Annotated in this window: 22 protein-coding genes; 15 read left to right on the top strand and 7 right to left on the bottom strand. The window is 73.5% G+C overall.

The features are described from left to right. Positions 1 to 84: 84 nt before the first annotated feature. Positions 85 to 912 (top strand): MOSC domain-containing protein, encoded by an 828-nt coding sequence (locus tag IEY78_RS09700; RefSeq protein ID WP_189097223.1) that lies wholly within the window; start codon positions 85 to 87, stop codon positions 910 to 912. 51 nt (positions 913 to 963) lie between these two features. Then, positions 964 to 1545, top strand: coding sequence for a DJ-1/PfpI family protein (locus IEY78_RS09695; protein ID WP_189097222.1), 582 nt, complete (start codon positions 964 to 966; stop codon positions 1543 to 1545). A 40-nt stretch (positions 1546 to 1585) separates the two neighbouring features. Here IEY78_RS09695 and IEY78_RS09690 read toward each other — a convergent pair whose 3' ends face one another. Continuing rightward, the gene (locus tag IEY78_RS09690) at positions 1586 to 2065 is read right to left on the bottom strand and encodes a hypothetical protein (RefSeq protein WP_189097221.1); all 480 of its coding nucleotides are present in this window, start codon (positions 2063 to 2065) and stop codon (positions 1586 to 1588) included. A 467-nt stretch (positions 2066 to 2532) separates the two neighbouring features. Here IEY78_RS09690 and IEY78_RS09685 point away from each other — a divergent pair, with 467 nt between their 5' ends. Beyond that, positions 2533 to 4302 carry an acetyl/propionyl/methylcrotonyl-CoA carboxylase subunit alpha gene (locus IEY78_RS09685; RefSeq protein WP_189097220.1) on the top strand — a complete coding sequence of 590 codons (1770 nt, stop codon included), beginning with the start codon at positions 2533 to 2535 and terminating at the stop codon, positions 4300 to 4302. 89 nt (positions 4303 to 4391) lie between these two features. Here the strand turns inward: IEY78_RS09685 and IEY78_RS09680 are convergent, their stop codons facing one another. Next, positions 4392 to 5576 (bottom strand): alpha/beta hydrolase, encoded by a 1185-nt coding sequence (locus IEY78_RS09680; protein WP_189097219.1) that lies wholly within the window; start codon positions 5574 to 5576, stop codon positions 4392 to 4394. A gap of 347 nt (positions 5577 to 5923) precedes the next feature. On the opposite strand from IEY78_RS09680, the gene IEY78_RS09675 reads away from it, so the two are divergent. Next, positions 5924 to 6562, top strand: coding sequence for a TetR/AcrR family transcriptional regulator (locus IEY78_RS09675; RefSeq protein WP_373294103.1), 639 nt, complete (start codon positions 5924 to 5926; stop codon positions 6560 to 6562). 48 nt (positions 6563 to 6610) lie between these two features. On the opposite strand, the gene IEY78_RS09670 is transcribed toward IEY78_RS09675, so the two are convergent. Together IEY78_RS09670 and IEY78_RS09665 are read right to left on the bottom strand one after the other, a co-directional pair. Then, a complete protein-coding gene (locus IEY78_RS09670; protein WP_229699840.1) occupies positions 6611 to 7564 on the bottom strand; it encodes a DeoR/GlpR family DNA-binding transcription regulator in 954 nt (317 codons plus the stop codon). Between the two features lie 350 nt (positions 7565 to 7914). Continuing rightward, positions 7915 to 9360, bottom strand: a complete 1446-nt coding sequence (locus IEY78_RS09665) for an NAD(P)H-quinone dehydrogenase (RefSeq protein ID WP_189097217.1) — start codon at positions 9358 to 9360, stop codon at positions 7915 to 7917. Positions 9361 to 9498: 138 nt separating this feature from the next. Here IEY78_RS09665 and IEY78_RS09660 point away from each other — a divergent pair, with 138 nt between their 5' ends. The 3 genes from IEY78_RS09660 (at position 9499) to IEY78_RS09650 (ending at position 12836) form a co-directional block, all read left to right on the top strand. Further along, positions 9499 to 9936: a gamma-glutamylcyclotransferase family protein gene (locus IEY78_RS09660; RefSeq protein ID WP_189097216.1), complete on the top strand. Its 438-nt coding sequence runs from the start codon at positions 9499 to 9501 to the stop codon at positions 9934 to 9936. A gap of 135 nt (positions 9937 to 10071) precedes the next feature. Further along, the gene (locus tag IEY78_RS09655) at positions 10072 to 10893 is read left to right on the top strand and encodes a purine-nucleoside phosphorylase (RefSeq protein ID WP_189097215.1); all 822 of its coding nucleotides are present in this window, start codon (positions 10072 to 10074) and stop codon (positions 10891 to 10893) included. Positions 10894 to 11144: 251 nt separating this feature from the next. Then, the gene (locus IEY78_RS09650) at positions 11145 to 12836 is read left to right on the top strand and encodes a phospho-sugar mutase (protein ID WP_189097214.1); all 1692 of its coding nucleotides are present in this window, start codon (positions 11145 to 11147) and stop codon (positions 12834 to 12836) included. Positions 12837 to 12925: 89 nt separating this feature from the next. Here the strand turns inward: IEY78_RS09650 and IEY78_RS09645 are convergent, their stop codons facing one another. After that, a complete protein-coding gene (locus tag IEY78_RS09645; RefSeq protein ID WP_189097213.1) occupies positions 12926 to 13558 on the bottom strand; it encodes a PH domain-containing protein in 633 nt (210 codons plus the stop codon). A gap of 212 nt (positions 13559 to 13770) precedes the next feature. Between IEY78_RS09645 and deoC the strand changes: the two genes are divergently transcribed. The 4 genes from deoC (at position 13771) to IEY78_RS09625 (ending at position 17957) form a co-directional block, all read left to right on the top strand. Then, positions 13771 to 14793, top strand: a complete 1023-nt coding sequence (gene deoC / locus IEY78_RS09640) for a deoxyribose-phosphate aldolase (protein ID WP_189097375.1) — start codon at positions 13771 to 13773, stop codon at positions 14791 to 14793. 7 nt (positions 14794 to 14800) lie between these two features. Next, positions 14801 to 16231 (top strand): aldehyde dehydrogenase family protein, encoded by a 1431-nt coding sequence (locus IEY78_RS09635; protein WP_189097212.1) that lies wholly within the window; start codon positions 14801 to 14803, stop codon positions 16229 to 16231. Then, entirely contained in the window at positions 16224 to 17093 is an 870-nt protein-coding gene (locus IEY78_RS09630) for an aldehyde dehydrogenase family protein (RefSeq protein ID WP_189097211.1), read from the top strand. Before IEY78_RS09635 ends, IEY78_RS09630 begins: the two co-directional genes overlap by 8 nt. A gap of 168 nt (positions 17094 to 17261) precedes the next feature. Next, entirely contained in the window at positions 17262 to 17957 is a 696-nt protein-coding gene (locus IEY78_RS09625) for a hypothetical protein (RefSeq protein ID WP_189097210.1), read from the top strand. Between the two features lie 83 nt (positions 17958 to 18040). On the opposite strand, the gene IEY78_RS09620 is transcribed toward IEY78_RS09625, so the two are convergent. Then, positions 18041 to 18433, bottom strand: coding sequence for a hypothetical protein (locus IEY78_RS09620; protein ID WP_189097209.1), 393 nt, complete (start codon positions 18431 to 18433; stop codon positions 18041 to 18043). 168 nt (positions 18434 to 18601) lie between these two features. Between IEY78_RS09620 and IEY78_RS09615 the strand changes: the two genes are divergently transcribed. Further along, entirely contained in the window at positions 18602 to 19240 is a 639-nt protein-coding gene (locus IEY78_RS09615) for a uridine kinase family protein (RefSeq protein ID WP_189097208.1), read from the top strand. 202 nt (positions 19241 to 19442) lie between these two features. On the opposite strand, the gene IEY78_RS09610 is transcribed toward IEY78_RS09615, so the two are convergent. Then, positions 19443 to 20258, bottom strand: coding sequence for a SigE family RNA polymerase sigma factor (locus tag IEY78_RS09610; protein WP_189097207.1), 816 nt, complete (start codon positions 20256 to 20258; stop codon positions 19443 to 19445). Positions 20259 to 20484: 226 nt separating this feature from the next. Here IEY78_RS09610 and afsQ1 point away from each other — a divergent pair, with 226 nt between their 5' ends. The 3 genes from afsQ1 to IEY78_RS09595 are packed head-to-tail and all read left to right on the top strand — an operon-like array spanning position 20485 to position 23560. After that, a complete protein-coding gene (gene afsQ1 / locus IEY78_RS09605) occupies positions 20485 to 21162 on the top strand; it encodes a two-component system response regulator AfsQ1 (protein WP_026169550.1) in 678 nt (225 codons plus the stop codon). Then, a complete protein-coding gene (locus IEY78_RS09600; protein ID WP_189097206.1) occupies positions 21159 to 22937 on the top strand; it encodes an ATP-binding protein in 1779 nt (592 codons plus the stop codon). Before afsQ1 ends, IEY78_RS09600 begins: the two co-directional genes overlap by 4 nt. Next, positions 22934 to 23560, top strand: a complete 627-nt coding sequence (locus IEY78_RS09595; protein WP_229699819.1) for a hypothetical protein — start codon at positions 22934 to 22936, stop codon at positions 23558 to 23560. Before IEY78_RS09600 ends, IEY78_RS09595 begins: the two co-directional genes overlap by 4 nt. Positions 23561 to 23604 lie beyond the last annotated feature (44 nt).

Raw genomic sequence — 23604 nt, 5'->3', positions numbered from 1 at the left:
CCGATCACGCCAGATCCGCACACCTCCCGCGGTATCCGCCCCGAACCGCCGCGAGCGCCCTGACGACCGGCCTAGGCTGCCCGCATGGCGACCGTGGTCGAACTGATCAGCTACCCCGTCAAGGGCTGCGCCGGCATCCCGGCCTCCGAGGCCGAACTCACCCCCGCCGGCCTCCGGCACGACCGCAGCTTCATGGTCGTCGGGACCGACGGCGTGTTCCGCAGCCAGCGCAGGGACCCCCGGCTGGCGGTGATCCGGCCCGAGGTCGGCGCCGGCGGGACGCAGCTCACCCTGTCGGCGCCGGGGGTCGAGCCCCTCCGGTGCGACATCGACCCCGGCGCGGGGCCGGCGCGGGCGGCGGTCGAGATGTTCGGCACGCCCTACCGCGCGGTCGACCAGGGCGCCGACGCCGCCGACTGGCTCTCCGAGGTGCTCGGTGCGCCCAGCCGCCTGGTGCGCGTCCCCCCGGAGCACAACCGGGTGACCGACGGCCTCACCCCCGGCACGTCCGGCTTCGCCGACAGCAGCGCCGTGCACCTCGTCTCCCGCGCCACCCTCGACGACCTCAACGCCCGTATCAGCGCGGCCGGGCGGCGAGCGGTCCCGATGAGCCGCTTCCGGCCCAACCTCGTCGTCGACGGCTGGCCCGAGCCGGGCACCGAGGACCGCGCGCGGCGCCTGACCGCCGGCGACTGCGCGCTCGGCTTCACCAAGCTCGCCATCCGCTGCGCCGTCGCCCTCGTCGACCAGGACACCGGGACCAAGGCGGGCCCCGAACCGCTGCGCACGCTCGCCACCTACCGGCGGGAGCCCGGGGGCGGGGTGTCGTTCGGCGCGAAGTTCGCCGTGCTGCGGACCGGAAAGGTGGCGGTCGGCGACGCATTCCGGGTCACCGACTGGGGAACCGATTGATCCGGAACGACTCGATCGCCCCGATCGACGCCATCGCGAGGAGCGCGCAGCATGCCCAAGATTCTCATCATCGCCGGCGACGCCACCGAGGACCTGGAGTTCTTCTACCCCTACCAGCGGCTGCTGGAGGAGGGGTACGAGCCCCGCATCGCCGCCCCGACGCGCAAGAAGCTGCAGTTCGTCGTCCATGACTTCGTCGACAACTTCGACACCTACGTCGAGCGCGAGGGGCACTCCTGGCCCGCCGACCTCGCCCTGGCCGACGTCGATCCGGCCGAGTACGCGGCGCTGGTGCTGCCCGGCGGCCGGGCCCCCGAGTACCTGCGCAACGACCCCGACTACCGCCGCCTGGTGAGCCACTTCTTCGACGCCGACAAGCCCGTCGCCCACATCTGCCACGCGGCGATCACCCTGGCCCCGCTCGGCCTCCTCAAGGGCCGCCGGACCGCGGCCTATCCCGCCTGCGCGCCGGACGTGGAGATGGGCGGCGGGACCTTCGTCGACGACTCGGCCGTGGTGGACGGCAAGGTCGTCTCCGCCCGCGCCTGGAACGACCATCCGGACTGGATGCGCGCCTTCATGGACGTCCTGCGCGAGCACGCCCCGGTGAAGAAGAGCGCCGGGGAGCGCTGAGCCCCCGCCGGGGGGGAGTACCGCAGCAACTCGGCCTCGCTCAGGCGGACGTGGGCGCGGCCGGCGGTACGCCGTTCGGGGGGTTTTCCGCGTTTCCCCGCGCGTCCCCCGTACGGCCCTCCCCGTACGCCAGCAGCGTCAGCACCAGCAGCCCCAGCACCACCATCATCGCGAGGAACGCGACCCAGCCGGCCAGGCCGACGGCGAGCGCGCCCAGGACGCCGTGCACCACGGCGCAGCTGATGAGGCAGATGCGGGCGAAGCCGCCCGGCGCCCGGTCCCGCAGCGCGCCGCGCACCAGGACCACCGCACAGAACAGCAGGTAGAGGCCGAAGACGCCGCCGCCGATCCAGGACCCGGCGGACATCGCCCGCGGCTGGAGCCCGGCCAGCGACATCTGCTGCCGGTCCACGACGATGCTCAGGATCCAGTTGAGCAGCACGATCCCGCACGCCTCCAGGACCAGGACCACCGCCGCGGCCAACGCCACCGGCCTTCGGGCCACCGTCACCCCGCCCACCCACTTCCGCCGTGCACCGAGCCCGGTCGCCCGGGTGGGCGCCGGTTACCGCGTGTTCCGCCGTTACCGCAAGTACAGAAGACATCGGGCACGCTACTAATGGGTAATGCCTGGGGCAAGGGTTCTGCGCGGGCGGATACGGGCCGCGGCGGGCGCCGCGCCGCGCGGCACGCCACGGGACGGAGCCGACCGCAAAGATTCCTTCGCCCATTCGTAGGGACTCCACAAAGAATTGACGATCCGCAGGACGTCACCGGCGCGAGACCTAAGCCACACCGGGCCTCGAGTCGAACCCCGGGAATCCGGGCCTACCCTGGGATACCAGGGGACTTAGGTTCCTCACTGGCGCCCCGAGCACACTCCGTGTGGGCAAGCTCACCCCAGGGAACGGGTCGGCACGCGGTGTCGCCAGTCCCTAAAATCGCCGCATCCATAAGTTACGGCGAAGCGCCAAGGAAGGACCCATCGTGCGCAAGGTGCTCATCGCCAACCGTGGCGAAATCGCTGTTCGCGTTGCCCGTGCATGCCGGGACGCGGGGATCGGCAGCGTAGCCGTCTACGCCGACCCCGACCGGGACGCCCTGCACGTCCGCGCGGCCGACGAGGCGTACGCCTTGGGCGGTGACACTCCTGCCACCAGCTACCTGGACATCGCCAAGGTCCTGGCCGCCGCCGCCGATTCCGGCGCCGACGCCATCCACCCGGGCTACGGCTTCCTGTCGGAGAACGCCGAGTTCGCCCAGGCCGTCCTCGACGCCGGACTGACCTGGATCGGCCCGCCGCCCCACGCCATCCGCGACCTCGGCGACAAGGTCGCCGCCCGTCACATCGCGCAGCGCGCCGGCGCCCCCCTGGTCGCCGGCACCCCCGACCCCGTCTCCGGTGCCGAGGAGGTCGTCGCCTTCGCCAAGGAGCACGGCCTGCCCATCGCGATCAAGGCGGCCTTCGGCGGCGGCGGCCGCGGCCTGAAGGTCGCCCGCACCCTCGACGAGGTCCCCGAGCTGTACGACTCCGCGGTCCGCGAGGCCGTCGCCGCCTTCGGCCGCGGCGAGTGCTTCGTCGAGCGCTACCTCGACCGCCCGCGGCACGTCGAGACCCAGTGCCTGGCCGACAAGCACGGCAACGTCGTCGTGGTCTCCACCCGTGACTGCTCGCTGCAGCGCCGCCACCAGAAGCTCGTCGAGGAGGCCCCGGCGCCGTTCCTGAGCGACGAGCAGAACGCCGAGCTGTACCGCGCCTCCAAGGCCATCCTCAAGGAGGCCGGCTACGAGGGCGCCGGCACCTGCGAATTCCTCGTCGGCCAGGACGGCACGATCTCCTTCCTGGAGGTCAACACCCGCCTTCAGGTCGAGCACCCGGTCACCGAGGAGGTCACCGGCCTCGACCTGGTCCGCGAGATGTTCCGCATCGCCGACGGCGAGGAGCTCGGCTACGGCGACCCGGCGGTGCGCGGCCACTCCTTCGAGTTCCGCATCAACGGCGAGGACCCGGGCCGCGGCTTCCTGCCCGCCCCCGGCACCGTCACCACGTTCGAGGCGCCGGCCGGCCCCGGCGTCCGGCTGGACGCGGGCGTCGAGTCCGGCTCGGTCATCGGCCCCGCCTGGGACTCCCTGCTGGCCAAGCTGGTCATCACCGGCGCCACCCGTGCGCAGGCGCTGCAGCGCGCCTCCCGCGCGCTGGCGGAGTTCACCGTCGAGGGCATGGCCACCGCCATCCCGTTCCACCGCGTCGTGGTCACCGACCCGGCCTTCGCCCCCGAACTCACCGGCTCCGCCGACCCGTTCACGGTCCACACCCGCTGGATCGAGACCGAGTTCGTCAACGAGATCGCGCCGTTCACCGCACCCGGCGCCGACGAGGCCGAGGCGGACACCCGCGAGACGGTCGTCGTCGAGGTCGGCGGCAAGCGCCTGGAGGTCTCGCTGCCGTCCTCGCTGGGCATGCCGCTGGCCCGCGCCGCGGTCGCCGGTGGCGCCAAGCCCAAGCGCAAGGCCGCCAAGAAGTCCGGCTCCGCCGCCTCCGGCGACGCGCTCGCCTCCCCGATGCAGGGCACCATCGTCAAGGTCGCCGTCGAGGAGGGCCAGCAGGTCACCGAGGGCGAACTGGTCGTCGTGCTCGAAGCCATGAAGATGGAGCAGCCGCTCAACGCGCACCGCTCCGGCACGATCAAGGGCCTGACCGCCGAGGTCGGCGCCGCCCTCACCTCCGGCGCCGTCATCTGCGAGATCAAGGACTGACACCACGTCATCCGGCTCCGCGTGAGGGGCTCCCGGCACATCCGCCGGGAGCCCCTCCCGCATGTTCGGGGCCCCCGCCCCGGGGGCGGCTAGGAGTTCCCCACGACGTCCTCCGGGAACGTCAGCGAGCGGCTCATCCACTCCAGCGCCGCGGGCAGCTCCTGCCGCCAGGTGGCGAAGTTGTGGCTGCCGTGGGCGAGCACCACGGAGTCCGCCGTCATCGGCGGCTTCACGGCCGCCAGAAACGCCCTGGCCGCCGGGTAGTTCTTCTCCCCGCTGCGGCTGGTGCCGATCAGGACGTCCACCCGGGGCGCGGGCAGCCGCCGCAGCCGCCACATCAGATCGTGCTCCTCGCGGCGCCGCACCCGGTCCCGGCCGCCGCCGAAGAGATCGCCGGTCGTGGGGTCGTCGCTGACCTTGTAGTCGGGCGAGAGCGCCGCCGCCGAGGTGTACGTGCGGTCGTGCCGCATGGCGAGCTGGAGGGCGCAGCTGCCGCCCGAGGAGTAGCCCATGACGCCCCAGCCGCCGGGGTCGTGGCCGACCCGGTAGCGCGATCGCAGCGCGTCCGGCACGTCCCGGGCGAAGAACGTCTCGGCCTGCGGCCCGCCCGGCACATCGACGCACTGGGTGTCGCGCGGCGGGGCGATGGTCGGCCGCATCATCACGATCACCGTCGGCTGCATCCGCCCGGCCCGGATCAGCCCGGCGGCGGTCTGCGGCAGCCGCAGGTGCTGGCCGAGCAGGAAGGTGCCGCCCGGATAGCCGCTGAGCGCGACGACGACGGGGAAGCGCTGCCGGGCGTACTGGGGCTGGAAGTACTGCGGCGGCAGATACACGTACGCCGGGTCGACCGCCCGGGTCCGCTTGCCGACGATCCGCACCGACTCCACCCGGCCCGCCGTCGCCGGCGCCCCCTTCGGCAGACCGTGCACCTTGTCCAGGCCGTCCGGCCCGGACGCCTGCACCAGGCCCTTCGACGGGTCGCCGACCGGCCCGGCCGCTCCCCCGTCGCCCCACTTGCCGACGGCCGCGGGCGCGTCGTCGTAGAGCCCGAGCAGCTCGTGCCAGGAGGCGTAGAACTGGAAGTTGGCGTTCACGGCGAGCCCGAGCGCCGCCACGATGACCAGCTGCGTCCCGGCGATCACCCCGAGCCGCCCCAGCAGCGGCCGCGCCCCGCGCCCGGCGAACCGGGGCCACAGCCAGAGGGTCAGCCCCACGCAGACCACGGCAGCCGCGGCCACGGCGTACTCCAACGACCGGCTGGTCAGTCCCATCACGATCCCCAGATGTCCGCGCCGCGGCCCGCTCCCCCGGCGGCCTGCCACGGCGTGTTCCCAGGCCTCCGGAACACCCCGGAAGACCTCATTGCGCCTGGTTTGATGGCCTGCGGAGGGGCGGCGTTGCGGACCGGGCGAGGTGTTCGGACGCCCGACGCCCGCGCGCCGCCGGAACTTCACGCACCGTCCCCCGGCACGACACGGCCGGGCCCGCGGGACCGTCCGCCGCGGGAGCCCCCGCCCCCGCCCGGGCCCCGCTCGCCGGGAACACCCCGGGGCCCCGGCCGCGCAATGGCATCCTGGAGCCACCGGGCCGCGACCGGCCGGGTCGAGGGAGGACGGCGATGGCCACCGAAACGGCAGGGCAGCGGCAGACGGCGCAGGGGCCGGCGGCGTCCGCGGCGGTGCGGGCGCAGGACGTACGCCCCATGCGGGCCGACGCGCGCCGCAACTACGAGCGGCTGCTGACCGAGGCCCGCACGGCCTTCACCGCACACGGCACGGACACCTCCCTGGAGGACATCGCCCGCCGCGCCGGCGTCGGCATCGGCACGCTCTACCGGCACTTCCCCAACCGGACCGCCCTGATGGGCGCGGTCTTCCAGGGCGAGGTGGACGCCCTGCTGACCTACGCCCGGGAGCTGGCCGACGCCCCGCAGCCGTGCGCCGCACTGGTCGCCTGGCTGCGCGCGATCATCACCCACGCCAGCACCTACCGCGGGCTGTCCCGCGCGCTGATGACGGCCTCGGCGGACGAGAACTCGGGAATGGCGCGGTGCAGCGTCCCGATGCGGGAGGCCGGCGACGCGCTGCTGACCCGCGCCCAGCAAGCCGGGGCCGTACGCCCCGATGTGAGCATCGGCGATCTGATGCAGCTGACCAACGGCATCGCGCTGGCCGTCGAGGAGTCCCCGGACGACCCCCAGCTCGCCGACCGGCTGCTGACCCTCACCCTCAGCGGGCTGAAGGGCGAGCGGCACTGAACGGTGCCGGTGCGGCGCGCCCGGCGGGCGCGCCCCCGGCTCCGGTGCTCAGCGCCGCCGCGGCGCGAGATCGGCGACCCGGCCGCCCGCGGCCTCGGACAGCGAGGGGGCCGAGCGCAGCTGCGGCCCCCCGCCCGCGGCACCCGGGCCGTGGCTGCGGCGCTGCCCCGGCAGCGGGACATCCCGCCGCGGGCCTCTGCGCTCCGCCGCACCGCCTTCCATGCCCGGCTGCCCCGGCCCGTGGCCGGTGGCGCCCGAGCTGTTGGCGACGGCGATCTGCACGCCCTGATCGGCCAGCGCCTGCAGCTCCGTGGCGGCGCGGTCGTCATGGCCCGGCGGCTCGTCGGTCACCAGGCGGGTGATCACATCCGTCGGCACGGTCTGGAACATCGTGTCGGCACCGAGCTTGGTGTGGTCGGCGAGCACCACCACCTCCCCCGCCGCCTGCACCAGCGCCCGGTCGACGCTGGCGGAGAGCATGTTGGAGGTGGACAGCCCGCGCTCGGCGGTCAGCCCGCTGCCCGACAGGAAGGCGCGGGAGACCCGCAGCCCCTGGAGGGACTGCTCGGCACCGCTGCCGACCAGGGCGTAGTTGGAGCCGCGCAGGGTGCCGCCGGTCATCACGACCTCGACACGGTTGGCATGAGCCAACGCCTGGGCGACGAGCAGGGAATTGGTGACGACGGTCAGGCCGGGGACCCTGGCGAGCCGGCGGGCCAGCTCCTGGGTGGTGGTCCCGGCCCCGACCACGATGGCCTCGCCCTCTTCGACGAAGCCCGCGGCGAGATCGGCGATGGCCGTCTTCTCCGCGGTGGCCAGATGGGATTTCTGTGGGAATCCGGATTCGCGGGTAAAGCCTCCCGGCAGGACCGCACCGCCGTGCCGGCGGTCGAGGAGTCCTTCTGCCTCCAGCGCCCGCACGTCCCGCCGTACGGTTACTTCAGAGGTCTGGACGACGCGGGCGAGCTCCCGGAGCGATACGGCTCCGTTGGCGCGCACCATTTCAAGGATCAATTGGCGACGTTCTGCAGCGAACACGAAACTGACAGTAACGCCAACGACCGTCTGTTTTCAGCAGGTTGCACCAATTAACGGAAGTTGTGCACACCGCGGAGCGTGACGTGGTATGCGGTCAGCATATGTCGTGCGGACGCCGAACCACCGGCCGGCGAAAGCCGCTTGGCGCCTGGTCAGCCGCCCTGTCGGCCCCCGCGGCGGCCGGCGGTCCGGACGGCGCGGAGCCCGGTCCGTGCAGGGACGTTTCATCCCCCACGCTCATCGGGGGCACAAACATTTCAATCGACGGCCGCGCCCGCCCGCCGTCCGGAGCGGGCCGCGGCGATCACAGCGGGTTACTCCGCGCCCGCCTTGCGCGTGTGCAGCTGCCGCGCGACCTCGGCGATCGAGCCGGACAGCGACGGGTAGACCGTGAAGGCGCTGGCGATCTGCTCGACGGTCAGATTGTTGTCGACCGCGATCGAGATCGGGTGGATCAGCTCGCTGGCGCGCGGGGAGACGACCACACCGCCGACCACGATGCCGGTGCCGGGGCGGCAGAACAGCTTGACGAAGCCGTCGCGGATGCCCTGCATCTTGGCGCGCGGGTTGCGCAGCAGCGGGAGCTTGACGACCCGGGCGTCGATCCTGCCGCTGTCGACATCGGCCTGGGAGTAGCCGACGGTGGCGATCTCCGGGTCGGTGAAGACGTTCGCGGAGACCGTCTTGAGGTTCAGCGGCGTGACCGCGTCGCCGAGGAAGTGGTACATCGCGATCCGGCCCTGCATCGCGGCCACCGACGCCAGCGCGAAGACGCCGGTGCAGTCACCCGCCGCGTACACGCCAGGGGCGGTGGTGCGGGAGACCTTGTCGGTCCAGACGTGGCCGGAGTCGCGGAGCTTGACGCCGGCCGCCTCCAGGCCCATGTCTTCGGTGTTGGGGATCGAGCCGACCGCCATCAGGCAGTGCGTACCGGAGATCGTGCGGCCGTCGGCGAGGGTGACCTCGACCCGGTCGCCGACCCGCTTGGCGGACTGGGCCCGCGAGCGCGCCATGACGTTCATGCCGCGGCGGCGGAAGACGTCCTCCAGCACGGCGGCGGCGTCCGGGTCCTCGCCCGGCAGCACGCGGTCGCGGGAGGAGACGAGGGTGACCCGGGAGCCGAGCGCCTGGTAGGCGCCGGCGAACTCGGCGCCGGTGACGCCGGAGCCGACCACGATCAGCTCTTCGGGCAGCTCGTCGAGGTCGTAGACCTGCGTCCAGTTCAGGATCCGCTCACCGTCGGGGAGCGCGTCGGGGATCTCGCGGGGGTGCGCGCCGGTGGCGATCAGCACCGCGTCCGCGATCAGGCCCTCCGAGGAACCGTCGGCGGCGGTGACGGTCACCTTGCGGGAGCCGTCCGGCGCCTGCCCCGGCTCCAGCCGCCCGCGGCCGCGCATGACCCGGCCGCCGGCGCGGGTCACGGACGCGGTGATGTCATGCGACTGGGCGAGCGCGAGGCGCTTGACCCGCCGGTTGACCTTGCCGAGGTCGACGCCGACGACCCGGGCGGGCCGGTCCACGTACGGGGTGTCGTCCTCGACGATGATGCCGAGCTCTTCATACGACGAGTCGAAGGTGGTCATCACCTCGGCCGTGGCGATAAGAGTCTTCGACGGCACGCAGTCGGTGAGCACCGACGCCCCGCCCAGACCGTCGCAGTCGACGACGGTCACCTCCGCGCCGAGAGAGGCGGCCACCAGGGCCGCTTCGTATCCGCCGGGTCCGCCACCGATGATCACGATCCGAGTCACGTACTCCATTCTCCCGCACGCCTGTGCGTCGCTCACGCCCGGGGGCGCACCGCCGCCCTGACCGGCACCGGGGCGCGCCGCCCGGGCCGGTGCCGCGAACCCCCGGCACCACGGGCCCGGCGGTCAACCTCCCGTACCCTCGGAACCATGTCGCTCTACGCCGCCTACGCCGGCAACCTCGACGCGCGGCTGATGTCCCGCCGCGCACCGCACTCGCCGCTGCGCGGCACCGGCTGGCTCAACGGCTGGCGGCTGACGTTCGGGGGCGAGCAGATGGGGTGGGAAGGCGCACTGGCGACGGTCGTCGAGGACCCGGCCTCCCAGCTGTTCGTCGCGCTCTACGACATCGCGCCCATGGACGAGGAGTCCATGGACCGCTGGGAGGGCGTCGGCATGGAGATCTACCGCCGGATGCGGGTGCGGGCGCACACCCTCGACGGCGACGAGACGGCCTGGATCTACGTCCTCAACGGCTACGAGGGCGGCCTCCCCTCGGCCCGCTACCTGGGCGAGATCGCCGACGCCGCCGAATCCGCCGGCGCCCCGCACGACTATGTGATGGAGCTGCGGAAACGTCCGTGCTGAGGGCCGGGGCCCACGGCCGGCGGGGCGGTGCGACACGCCCGGGCCGGCGTTCGGTACAAGCCACAAGACAACGATCCCGGCACCGTGGGGAACGACATCTACGCGCGTAGGGGAATACCGGCTACCCTCGTCCGCGTGAACGCATCTGTTACTCCGGACATCGCGCGCGACCCGCAGGGTGCCGCCGCCGACGCCGCCGCCCGTCTGCGCGAGCTGACCGGCGCCGAGACCCATGACGTCGCCCTGGTGATGGGCTCGGGCTGGGCACCGGCCGCCGAGGCCCTGGGCGCGCCCGAGCACGAATTCCCCGTCACCGAGCTGCCCGGCTTCCCGGCGCCGGCCGTCGCCGGCCACGGCGGCACGATCCGCTCGTACCGGGTGGGCGAGAAGCGGGCGCTGGTCTTCCTGGGCCGTACGCACTACTACGAGGGCCGCGGTGTCGCCGCGGTCGCGCACGGCGTGCGCACCGCCGTCGCGGCCGGCTGCAAGACCGTCGTGCTCACCAACGGGTGCGGCGGCCTGCGCACGGGCATGCGCCCCGGCCAGCCGGTCCTGATCAGCGACCACCTGAACCTGACCGCCACCTCCCCGATCGCCGGCGCCCACTTCGTCGACCTCACCGATCTGTACTCGCCGCGGCTGCGCGCGCTGTGCAAGGAGATCGACCCGAGCCTGGAGGAGGGCGTCTACGCCCAGCTCCCCGGCCCGCACTACGAGACCCCGGCCGAGATCAAGATGCTCCGGACGCTGGGCGCCGACCTGGTCGGCATGTCCACCGTCCTGGAGGCCATCGCGGCCCGCGAGGCCGGCGCCGAGGTGCTCGGCCTGTCGCTGGTGACGAACCTCGCCGCCGGCATGACGGGCGAGCCGCTCAACCACGAAGAGGTCCTCCAGGCCGGCCGCGACTCGGCGACCCGCATGGGCGCGCTGCTCGGCCAGGTCCTCAGCAAGATCTGACGGATCCCGGACCGGGCCCAGGCCGGTCCGGACCCCCCGGGCGGCGGCCGGACCGGCCGGCTGCCCGGGCGGGGTGGGGAAGCGGCCGGGCGGGTGGCACACGGGCCGTCGGTGGCCGGATGGCGCCGTTCGCCCCGCACGCGGGGTAAGGGGTACGAGCCGGGCGCGCGCCCGGCCGTCCGCAGGCCCCCGCACGCAACCCCCCGCCCCCGTACGCAACCCCACCACGCACCCACCGTCAGGAGCATCACGTGGCTACCGATCACGCGGAGCTGATCAACCGGGCCCAGGCATGGCTGGCCGAGGACCCGGACCCGGAGACCCGGGACGAGCTGGCAAAGCTCGTCGAGGCCGCCGACGACGACGGGGTCGCGGCCGAGCTGGCCGCCCGTTTCGCCGGCACCCTCCAGTTCGGCACCGCCGGGCTGCGCGGCGAACTGGGCGCGGGCCCGATGCGGATGAACCGCTCCGTCGTCATCCGGGCGGCGGCCGGGCTGGCCGCGTACCTCAAGGCGCAGGGCGACGGCGCCGGGCTGGTCGTCATCGGCTACGACGCGCGCCACAAGAGCGCCGACTTCGCGCGGGACACGGCGGCCGTGATGGTGGGCGCCGGCCTGCGCGCCGCGCTGCTGCCGCGCCCGCTGCCCACCCCCGTCCTGGCCTTCGCGATAAGGCATCTGGGTGCGGTGGCCGGCGTCGAGGTCACCGCCAGCCACAACCCGCCACGCGACAACGGCTACAAGGTCTATCTGGGCGACGGCTCACAGATCGTGCCGCCCGCGGACGCCGGGATCGCCGCCGAGATCGCCGCGGTCGGTCCGCTGGACGGCGTGCCGCGCCCGGAGGCCGGCTGGGAGACCCTCGACGAGGCGGTGCTGACCGCCTATCTGGAGCGGACGGACGCGGTGCTGACGCCCGGGTCCCCCCGGGACACCAGGGTCGTCTACACGCCGATGCACGGCGTCGGCCGGGACACCCTCGTCGCCGCCTTCGCCCGGGCCGGGTTCCCGGCCCCGGTGGTCGTCGCGGAACAGGCCGAGCCGGACCCGGACTTCCCGACGGTCGCCTTCCCCAACCCGGAGGAGCCGGGCGCGATGGACCTCGCGTTCGCCACCGCCCGGGCGGCGGGCGCCGGCGTCGACCTGGTGATCGCGAACGACCCCGACGCGGACCGCTGCGCCGTCGCCGTCCCCGCCCCCGGCTCGCCGGAGGGCTGGCGGATGCTGCGCGGCGACGAGGTCGGCGCGCTGCTCGCCGCGAGCCTGGTGAGCAAGCGGGCCGCGGGCACCTTCGCGACGACCATCGTCTCCTCCCAGCTGCTGTCCCGGATCGCGGCCGCCGCCGCGCTGCCGTACGAGGAGACGCTGACCGGCTTCAAGTGGCTGGCACGGGTGGACGGCCTGCGGTACGCCTTCGAGGAGGCGCTGGGCTACTGCGTCGACCCGGAGGGCGTCCGGGACAAGGACGGCATCACCGCGGCGCTGCTGATCACCGAGCTGGCCGCGGAGCTGAAGCAGGCCGGGCGCGGCCTGGCCGATCTGCTCGACGACCTGGCGCGGGAGTTCGGGCTGCACGCCACCGATCAGCTCTCGGTGCGGGTCGAGGACCTGTCGCTGATCGCCGACGCGATGCGCAGGCTGCGCGAGCAGCCGCCGGCGGTGCTGGCGGGCCTGGCCGTGTCCCGTGCCGACGATCTGACGCAGGGCACCGAGGCGCTGCCGCCGACCGACGGGCTGCGCTACTACCTGGCCGGTTCGCCGGAGAGCGGCATCGAGTCCGCCCGGGTCGTGGTCCGGCCCAGCGGCACCGAGCCCAAGCTCAAGTGCTACCTGGAGGTCGTGGTCCCGGTGGCCTCGGCCGAGGCGCTGCCCGAGGCCCGTACGACGGCGGCCGCGGCGCTGGCGGCGATCAAGCGGGATGTGTCGGCGGCGGCCGGGATCTGACCGTCCGGCACCCTCCACGCGCGCCGATGGCGGCCGCCCCGCACCGGGGGCGGCCGCCATCGGCGTGTCCGGGCGTCCCGCCGCGCCCCTCAGAGCGCCAGCATCACCACGAGCCCCACGGCGCCCACCGCGAGGGGGGCGAGGACGGCGTACGCCCAGCGCACCGCCACCGGTTCGTCCCGGGGGGTGTCGCGGTGGGCGGCGCGCTCCCGGACCTCGCGCAGTTCGTCGAGGGCCTGGTCGGCCATGGCGCGCGGGGCGGGGCCGTCGCCGGCGTCGGCGTGCGGGCCGAAGCGGGGACGGGCCGCCGTGCCGCGCATCGCCTGGCGGCCGGCCTTCTTGCGCTGCCGCAGGGAGACCGGGATCGCCCACATCTGGTAGGTGGCCCCGTCGGTGAGGACCTCGGTGGAGTAGCCCGCCCGCAGCCCCTCGACCGCGGTCCACGGCAGGGTGATGGTGCGGAACGGGTTGCGCACCACGAGCCGCTCCTCGCCCGCCCTGACCAGGGGGCGCAGGGTGAAGGCGGTGACCAGCGGGACGCCGAGGAGCAGGGCGAACAGCGCCGTGAGCCGGGTGTGGGTGTCGCCGCGCAGGAGGGCGTCGCCGCCGAGCCAGAGGCCGAGCAGGAGGAGCAGCGCGCCGCCGGCGAGGGCCGCGGGCGAGCGGTAGCTGCGTTCCGCATACTGCTGCGGCGGCGGGGTGGTCCGGTCCTGGCTCGTCATGCCGCCGATTCTGCCCGACCGTCCGGATGCCGGACATTGCGTTACGGCATCATTCGGCGGCGTCCGGCGCGGGCGTCCGGGCCCTGGTGGCGGGCCGGTTGGGTGCCGTCACCAGGTCTCCCGGCCGCCCGCGCCCGCGCGCACCGGCCGGATTCGGACTGTCCAGGGGGATGACATGGCGCTACGCGCGTAGATATGCTCCCCTCGTGACCATGCCCATCACTGTTCCCGCATACGGCAAGGAAGCCGCGGGGCGTCTGGCGTCAATGGCGGACGTGACCGCCGACGACGGTGCGCTGCGCCGCTTCCTGCACGGCCTCCCGGGCGTCGACGAGGTCGGCCTCCAGGCCCGCGCCGCCACCCTCGGCACCCGCTCGATCAAGACGACGGCGAAGGCGTACGCCATCGATCTCGCCATCTCCATGATCGACCTGACGACCCTCGAAGGCGCGGACACCCCGGGCAAGGTCCGGGCGCTGTGCGCCAAGGGCGTCCACCCGGACCCCACGGACCGCACGGCCCCCAAGGTCGCGGCGATCTGCGTCTATCCGGACATGGTCGCGACGGCCAAGGAAGCCCTCGGCGACTCCGGAATCCACGTGGCGTCCGTCGCCACCGCCTTCCCGGCCGGCCGCGCCGCGCTGCCGGTCAAGCTGGCCGACACCCGCGACGCGGTCGCGGCCGGCGCCGACGAGATCGACATGGTGATCGACCGGGGCGCCTTCCTCTCCGGCCGCTACATGGACGTCTTCGAGGAGATCAAGGCCGTCAAGGAGGCGTGCGCCCGGCCTGGGGGCACCTCCCGGTCGGAGACTGGGGGAGGCAGCGCGGCCCACCTCAAGGTCATCTTCGAGACCGGCGAGCTCCAGACGTACGACAACGTCCGCCGGGTCTCCTGGCTGGCGATGCTCGCGGGCGCCGACTTCATCAAGACCTCCACCGGCAAGGTCGCCGTCAACGCGACCCCGCCGGTCACCCTCCTGATGCTGGAGGCGGTCCGCGACTTCCACGCCGCGACCGGTGTCCAGGTCGGCGTCAAGCCGGCCGGCGGCATCCGGACGACCAAGGACGCGATCAAGTACCTGGTCATGGTGAACGAGACGCTCGGCGAGCCCTGGCTGACCGCCGACTGGTTCCGCTTCGGCGCCTCCAGCCTCCTCAACGACCTGCTGATGCAGCGCCAGAAGCTCAGCAGCGGCCGCTACTCCGGCCCCGACTACGTCACGGTGGACTGAGGCTCCCATGACCTTCGATTACGCACCCGCACCCGAATCCCGCGCGGTCGTCGACATCGCGCCGTCCTACGGCCTGTTCCTCGACGGCGAGTTCGTCCCGGCCTCCGACGGCAAGGTCTTCAAGACCGTCTCCCCGTCGACCGAGGAGGTCCTCTCCGAGGTCGCGCAGGCGAGCGCCGAGGACGTCGACCGTGCCGTGAAGGCCGCCCGCAAGGCCTTCGAGAAGTGGTCCGCGCTGCCCGGCGCCGAGCGCGCCAAGTACCTCTTCCGGATCGCCCGGATCATCCAGGAGCGCTCGCGCGAGCTGGCGGTCCTGGAGTCGCTGGACAACGGCAAGCCGATCCGCGAGTCCCGGGACGCCGACCTGCCGCTGGTCGCCGCGCACTTCTTCTACTACGCGGGCTGGGCCGACAAGCTCGACCACGCGGGCTACGGCGCGAACCCGCGCCCGCTGGGCGTCGCCGGCCAGGTCATCCCCTGGAACTTCCCCCTGCTCATGCTGGCGTGGAAGATCGCCCCGGCGCTGGCGACCGGCAACACCGTCGTCCTCAAGCCGGCCGAGACGACCCCGTTGTCCGCCCTCTTCTTCGCGGACATCTGCCGTCAGGCCGGCCTGCCCAAGGGCGTCGTCAACATCCTCACCGGCGACGGCTCCACGGGCGCCGCGCTGGTCGGGCACCCCGACATCGACAAGGTGGCCTTCACCGGCTCCACCGAGGTCGGCAAGGCGATCGCCCGTACGGTCGCCGGCACGGACAAGAAGGTCACCCTCGAACTGGGCGGCAAGGCGGCGAACATCGTGTTCGACGACGCGCCGCTCGACCAGGCCGTCGAGGGCATCGTCAACGGCATCTTCTTCAACCAGGGCCAGGTGTGCTGCGCGGGCTCGCGGCTGCTGGTCCAGGAGTCGGTGGCCGAGGAGCTGCTGGACGCCCTCAAGCGCCGGATGCGGACCCTGCGCGTGGGCGACCCGCTGGACAAGAACACCGACATCGGCGCCATCAACTCCGCCGAGCAGCTGGCCCGGATCACCGCGCTGGCCGAGGCGGGCGAGGCCGAGGGCGCCGAGCGCTGGTCGCCGTCGTGCGAGCTGCCCGACTCCGGCTACTGGTTCGCCCCGACGCTGTTCACCGGCGTCACCCAGGCGCACCGCATCGCCCGCGAGGAGATCTTCGGCCCGGTGCTGTCCGTGCTGACGTTCCGCACCCCGGCGGAGGCCGTGGAGAAGGCCAACAACACGCCGTACGGCCTCTCTGCCGGCATCTGGACGGAGAAGGGCTCGCGGATGCTGTGGACGGCGGACCGGCTGCGCGCGGGCGTCATCTGGTCCAACACGTTCAACAAGTTCGACCCGGCGTCGCCGTTCGGCGGCTACAAGGAGTCGGGCTACGGCCGCGAGGGCGGCCGGCACGGTCTGGAGGCGTACCTCAATGTCTGAGCTGACTGGCCGACTCGCCGTCTTCAAGACCTACAAGCTGTACGTCGGGGGCAAGTTCCCCCGGTCCGAGAGCGGGCGGGTGTACGAGGTGACCGACTCCAAGGGCACATGGCTCGCCAACGCGCCGCTGGCCTCCCGCAAGGACGCCCGGGACGCGGTGGTCGCCGCCCGCAAGGCGTTCGGCGGCTGGTCGGGCGCCACGGCCTACAACCGCGGGCAGATCCTCTACCGCGTTGCCGAGATGCTGGAGGGCCGCCGCGACCAGTTCGTCGCGGAGGTGGCCGCCGCGGAGGGCCTGTCCAAGGCGAAGGCCGCGGCACAGGTGGACGCGGCGATCGACCGCTGGGTCTGGTACGCGGGCTGGTCCGACAAGGTCGCCCAGATCGCCGGCGCCGCCAACCCCGTGGCGGGCCCGTACTTCAACCTGTCCTCCCCCGAACCGACCGGCGTGGTCGCGGTCCTGGCCCCCCAGGACTCGTCCTTCCTCGGCCTGGTCTCGGTGATCGCCCCGGCGATCGTCACCGGCAACACGGCCGTCGTGGTGGCCGCCGAGGACGCCCCGCTGCCCGCCCTCTCCCTGGCCGAGGTGCTCGCCACCTCCGACCTCCCGGGCGGCGTCGTCAACCTCCTCTCGGGCCGCACGGCGGAGCTCGCCGCCCCGCTCGCCGCCCACCAGGACGTCAACGCCATCGACCTGGCGGGCGCCGACGCGGACCTGGCCAAGGACCTGGAGATCGCCGCGGCCGACAACCTCAAGCGCGTCCTGCGCCCCACTCCGCCCAACTGGTCCGCAGACCCGGGCACCGGCCGCCTCCTGACCTTCCTGGAAACAAAAACGGTCTGGCACCCGAAGGGCACCTAGCCCCACCCTGACGGCCTTGTGACCGGCCGTCACCCATGCCGCATGCGGGGCTCCACCTACGGGTGGGGCCCCGCGCTGCTGTCCGCGCCGTCCGATCTCAGCCGGGCAGCCCGCAGCCCGAGCCCACGGGCCGGTTCGTCGTCGCCCGGAGCCGAGGAGAATGACCGTATGCCGAAGACCGACCACGTCACGCCCTGCCGCCGTTTCCTCCAACCCGGTGAGGCGCTGTGGGAGGCGCGGGACTACTCCGACTACCCCGACCTCCCGCTGGTGCCCGCTCCTCTCCGGGCGCCCCGGAAGCGGTCGTCGCGGGCGACGGGTCTGCTGGGGAAGCTGAGCGACATCCTCGACAAGGCATCGCAGCCGTCCGCGGGTACGGGCGCCGGTCGGCCGTCGAGCAGCCGCCTGCTCGACAACCGGCTGCTCGACAACCGGGGGACGCGCGCGGTCGGCACGGTCGCGGAGGGGCTGAACGAGGCACCGGAGAACATCGAGGACGCCCTCGACGACGCGGCGAACCGTGCGCTGTTCGGCACCACCATGGAGGGCGACTGGTCCAGCATGGCCGGCCGGTTCCTCGTGCAGGTCACCAACGCGGGCGGCACGCCCCGGCATCAGGCGCTGACCGACCGGCGGCTGTTCGTGCTCACCGATCAGGCCACGGGCTGGCGGCAGCGCGAGCCCGAGCTGGAAGTCGCCGTGCAGATCCAGCTGTCGAACATCGCGGAGCTGCGGCCCCGGCCCCGTATGACGTTCCCCCGCGGCCGGTTCGACCTGGTCTTCGTCGACGGGTCGTGGATCGCGTTGTGTTGTGCGTTCCAGGAGGACATGCAGGCGATGGTCGCGGCCTTCCACGGGCGGTGAGCCCGGGCCGGCCGCGACCCCGGGGGGGGGCGGCCGGCCCGGGCGTGCGCTGCTGCCGGGAGCGGGCCGGCCGCCGTCCGGCCTCAGCCCGGCAGCACCTTCGTCAAGGTCCCCACCAGCGGCAGGTTCCGCAGGGTGCCTCCGCCGGTGAGGGGGTCGGTGAGCAGGTTGGTGCCCACCGGCTTGAAGTCGGCGATCTGGGTGCCGACGGCGTTGGCGAGCGGGTCGACGGAGGTGTTGGCGAGCGGGTCGATCTTGAGGTCCTTCACGGGGCCGAGGCCGCCGGCCGCGGAATTCAGCAGGGCGCCGGTCAGCGCGGAGGCGGTGGCGCCGGTGTCGGTGGCGGACGCGGGGGCGGCGCTCGCCGATGCCGCACCGCCCGCCGCGAGCGCCGCACCGGCCGCGGAGAGCACCAGTCCGGCACGCAGCAGGGTGCGCGGGATGCGGCTGGGCTTGGGACGTGCGTGGGAGGGCATGTGCCACCTGCCTGTGGAGTCGGAGCGGTCGAAGTGCTGTGCGAGCACGAGGGGCCCGCGAGGGGCCGGTAATCGGTTGACTGCGTAGCGTAGTTGAGGTGCGGTGGGCCGATCCACCTCGCGCGCCAGGGGTACCCCACACGGGCGAATACGCGACAATGGGTGCCCGTGAGCCTCCACTCCTTCCCGCCCGCCGCCCGGGTCGTGTTGCTGACCGGCCCCTCGGGCTCCGGCAAGACCTCCCTGGCCGCGTGCAGTGGCCTGCCCGTCCTCAATCTCGACGACTTCTACAAGGAGGGGACGGACCCGACGCTGCCGCAACTGCCCGACGGCGGCGGCGCCGACTGGGACTCCCCGCTGTCCTGGGACGCCGAAGCCGCCGTCGCGGCCATCGAGACGCTGTGCCGCACGGGGCGCGCCGACGTCCCGCGGTACGACATCGCCACCAGCGCGCGGATCGGCGCGTCGGCCCTGGACCTCGGCGGGGCGCCGCTGTTCCTGGCGGAGGGCGTGTTCGCGGCCGATGTCATCGCCCGGTGCCGGGCGGCGGGGCTGCTGGCCGACGCGCTGTGCCTGCGCGGGCGTCCGTCCACGACGTTCCGCCGACGGCTGGCGCGGGATCTGCGCGAGGCCCGCAAGCCGGCTCCGTATCTGGTGCGCCGCGGGCTGCGGTTGATGCGCGGCGAGCGGTCGATCGTCGCCCGGCTCACGGCGCTGGGCGCGCACCCCTGCGCCAGGACCGAGGCGCTGGCCCGGATAGCGGCGGCGCGGACGGCGGACCCGGTGGGTGCGGCCGTGCGTTCCTGAGACGGGGTGCGGTGGCCCGCACACGGAGAAGCGGGCTCGGACGGCCCCCCCGGCTGTCCGAACCCGCTCTTCTTCCCCCGTGCTCCCCGTATCCCCCGATACGGGTCCGGCCCTCACCGAGCGCGAGCGCTCCGTGCGTGCCGTCTCCCCCGTGTCCCCCTCGGGTTTCCCCCCGGTCCCCCTCGGGCTTTTCCCCCGTCCTTCAGGCCACCAGCTCGCCGAAGGACTCCTCCTCGTCACGGCCGAAGCTGAGGACCTCGTCCTCACGCAGCCGGCGCAGGGCGCGCCAGATGCTCGACTTGACCGTGCCGACACTGATGTTGAGGATGTCCGCGATCTCCGGGTCCGTGCGGCCCTCGTAGTAGCGCAGCACCAGCATCGTGCGCTGCGTCTCGGGCAGCCGGACCAGGGCCTGCCACAGCACGGCGCGCAGTTCGGTGCCGCGCATCGCGTCCGCGTCGGCCGCCGTCTCGGGCAGCTCCTCGGTCGGGTACTCGTTGAGCTTGCGCCGGCGCCAGGCGCTGATGTGCAGGTTGGTCATGGTGCGGCGCAGGTAGCCGCCGAGCGCCGCCTTGTCGCTGATCCGGTCCCAGGCCCGGTAGGTCGAGAACAGGGCGCTCTGCAGCAGGTCCTCGGCCTCGTAGCGGTCGCCGGTCAGGTGGTAGGCGGTGGCGAACAGGGAGGCGCGGCGCTCCTGGACGTAGGCGGTGAAGGCCGCTTCGGCCTCTGCCGTCTCCGACGCGGAGCGCCGTTCCCCCGCGGCCTTGCCGTACGCCGCCTCCCCGTCGTTCCCCCCGTGGGCGGCTTCTCCCCCGTGCCGCCCGGCTTCGGTGCCCAGGGACACCGTCGTCGCGTCGATGGCCACCCGGAAGGGCGGCCGCTGACGGCCGGCGGTGCGGACGCAGCCGCGCCCCCCGGTGAGGGCGGTGCCCCCCACGGCGCCGCCCTTGTCGTTCCTGACGACGTCGTGGAGTCGCGTGATAACTGCGCTGGTAGTGGTGCCGTGCAGTGTGTTCATCGCGCGCCCCCCGTCGTAGAGCCAGCTCGTTCGGTGTGTCCCGGTTGTTGATCTCTCCCGGTGCCCCAAAGACTGCCAAGCCAGTTTCATCGCGTTGTCCGCCGACTGTCACAGGCCTGTCACAGGGGTCCGTGCGGCGCGTCGCCGGGGTGCGGGGGGTGCGGGGCTTGTGTACGAGAGCGCCACTGGTCGATCTCGTGGCGCCCCATGGGCCAGAATGGCTGATGTGCCTTTCCTGTTGCTGATCGAGGACGACGACGCCATCCGCACGGCCCTCGAACTCTCGCTGTCCCGCCAGGGTCACCGTGTGGTGACCGCGGCGACGGGCGAGGACGGTCTGAAGCTGCTGCGTGAGCAGCGCCCGGACCTGATCGTGCTGGATGTGATGCTGCCGGGCATCGACGGTTTCGAGGTGTGCCGGCGGATCAGGCGTACGGACCAGCTGCCGATCATCCTGCTCACCGCGCGTAACGACGACATCGACGTCGTGGTGGGGCTGGAGTCCGGCGCCGACGACTATGTCGTCAAACCGGTGCAGGGGCGGGTGCTGGACGCCCGGATCCGGGCCGTGCTGCGCCGGGGCGAGCGGGAGTCCAGCGATTCGGCGACGTTCGGTTCGCTGGTGATCGACCGGTCGGCGATGACGGTCACCAAGAACGGCGAGGATCTGCAACTGACACCGACCGAGCTGCGGTTGCTGCTGGAGCTGAGCCGCCGGCCGGGGCAGGCGCTGTCCCGCCAGCAGCTGCTGCGGCTGGTGTGGGAGCACGACTACCTCGGTGACTCGCGTCTGGTGGACGCGTGTGTGCAGCGGCTGCGGGCGAAGGTGGAGGACGTGCCGTCGTCGCCGACGCTGATCCGTACGGTCCGCGGGGTCGGCTACCGGCTGGATTCGCCGCAGTGAGGGAACGTTCCGCGGGCGACGCCGCGGACGAGGGCGGCGCGGACGGCCCGGCCGGGGACGGCGGCGCGCCCGCGGGCGCCCGGCGGGCGCTGCGGCTGCTGCTGCGGGCGTCGGGGCTGCTGCGCTGGACGAGTCTGCGGCTGCGGCTGGTGGTGGTGTTCGCGCTGGTGGCGCTGACCGCGGCGGTCTCCGCATCGGGGATCGCGTACTGGCTCAACCGCAACACGGTGCTGGACCGCACGCAGAACGCCGTGCTGAACGACTTCCGCAAGGCGCTGGAGGACAGCACCCGCTCGCTGCCGCTGCGGCCGCGCTGCACCGAACTCCAGGACGCGGCGCGGCAGATGGCGGCCGGTCCGCAGAACTACGCGGTGCTGCTGATCGGCGTGGACCGCAAGGGCAAGGACTGCGCGGCCACCACCGACAAGGACCTGCTGACGCTCACCGGCGTGCCGGCCTCGCTGCGTACCGCGGTCGACGAGGCGCGTCCGGTCGACGAGTCCAACCGCTATGCGCACCATCTGTACTGGCAGCGCAAGGAGGTCGGGGACACGCCGTATCTCGTGGCCGGGGCGAAGGTGACCGGCGGCGGCCCCACCGGCTACATGATCAAGTCGCTGTCCGCGGAGCAGCAGGACCTCAACTCGCTGGCCTGGTCGCTGGGGATCGCGACGGCGCTGGCGCTGGTCGGCTCCGCGCTGCTGGCGCAGGCCGCGGCGACGACCGTGCTACGGCCCGTGCAGCGGCTGGGGCACGCGGCGCGCCAGCTCGGCGAGGGGCGCCTGGACACCCGGCTGCGGGTGACCGGGACCGATGAACTCGCGGACCTGTCGCGGACGTTCAACCGCACGGCGGAGCGTCTGGAGCAGCGGGTGGCGGAGCTGAGCGGGCGGGAGGCGGCGTCCCGGCGGTTCGTCGCCGACATGTCGCACGAGCTGCGGACGCCGCTGACCGCGATCACCGCGGTCTCCGAGGTGCTGGAGGAGGAGGCCGACTCCCTCGATCCGATGATCGCGCCGGCGGTGCAGCTGGTGGTCAGCGAGACCCGGCGGCTGAACGATCTCGTCGAGAACCTGATGGAGGTCACCCGCTTCGACGCGGGGACGGCCCGGCTGGTGCTGGACGACGTGGATGTCGCCGATCAGGTGACCGCGTGCATCGACGCCCGCGCCTGGCTGGACGCGGTCGACCTGGACGCGGACCGCGGCATCGTGGCCCGGCTGGACCCGCGGCGGCTGGACGTGATCCTGGCGAATCTGATCGGCAACGCCCTCAAGCACGGCGGTTCGCCGGTGCGGGTCTCGGTGCGCACCGAGGACGCGGCGGGTGCCGCGGGCGGCAGTACGGGCAGCACGGCGCTCGGCGCGCGGGACGGGGCGGACGCCGCGGCCGGCCCGGAGGCGGACGGCGGGCCGCAGGCTCCCGCGGGCGACGGCGGGCCGGACCCGGAGACGGCGCGGGCCGGGAGCGGGAAGCTGGTGATCCGGGTACGGGACCACGGCCCCGGCATCCCCGAAGAGGTCCTTCCGCACGTCTTCGACCGCTTCTACAAGGCGAGCGCCTCCCGGCCGCGGTCGGAGGGCAGCGGTCTGGGCCTGTCCATCGCGCTGGAGAACGCGCACATCCACGGCGGGGAGATCACCGCCGCCAACCTCCCCGAGGGCGGCGCGGTCTTCACGCTGCGGCTGCCGATGGACGCCTCCCCCCTGGCGGACGGCGACCGGCCCGAGCGCCGGGACGGTGCGGCGGACAAGGGCACGGAGGACGACCGATGACGCCGACCATGCGGCGGGGGCGGCGCACGGCCGCGCTGGCGGCGCTGGCGCTGGCCGCCGCGGGCTGCGGGATCCGGGGCACGTCCGTGCCGGTCGACGCGGGCGGCGCGCCCTCCCGGGTGAGCTGCAAGGCGCCGGCGACCGCGCCGGCGCCGGGCCCGCCGGGCACCACCCAGGCCACCGTCTACCTGGTGTGCGGCTCGGCGCTGGCGCAGGTGGAGCGGACGGTGACGCTGCCCAAGGGGGCGTCGGCCGACGATCCGCGGCTGCCGACCGCCCGGGCGCTGCTGGGTGAGCTGCAGCGGCAGCCGTCGGCCGACGAGGAGAAGGCCGGGTTCAGCAGCGCGCTGCCCGCGCGGCTGAGGGTGACGGGGCCGCGGTCCGGCGATCCGTCGGACGCGCTGCGGCTGAGCATGCGGCCGGACGACCTGCCGTCCTTCGCGCTGGCGCAGCTGGTGTGCACCTACGGCGCGAGCCCGGCGCTGGGCCGTACGCACGCGGCGGTGCTGGGCGGTCCCGGCGACGAGTCGGCGCACCGCTTCGACTGCTCGGCGGATGTGCTGGCCAATCCGGACATCGCGGAGAACGCCGGGTGGGGGGACCCGCTGTCGGACGTGGGGTGAGGGGCGCACCGAGCGGGGCGCGCCGAGCGGGGCGCGAGGGAGCG

The organism is Streptomyces kronopolitis (genome assembly GCF_014646275.1).
Taxonomy (GTDB): domain Bacteria; phylum Actinomycetota; class Actinomycetes; order Streptomycetales; family Streptomycetaceae; genus Streptomyces; species Streptomyces kronopolitis.
The sequence above is the reverse complement of the archived record's forward strand: the minus strand, read 5'-3'. Positions and strand labels throughout refer to the sequence as shown.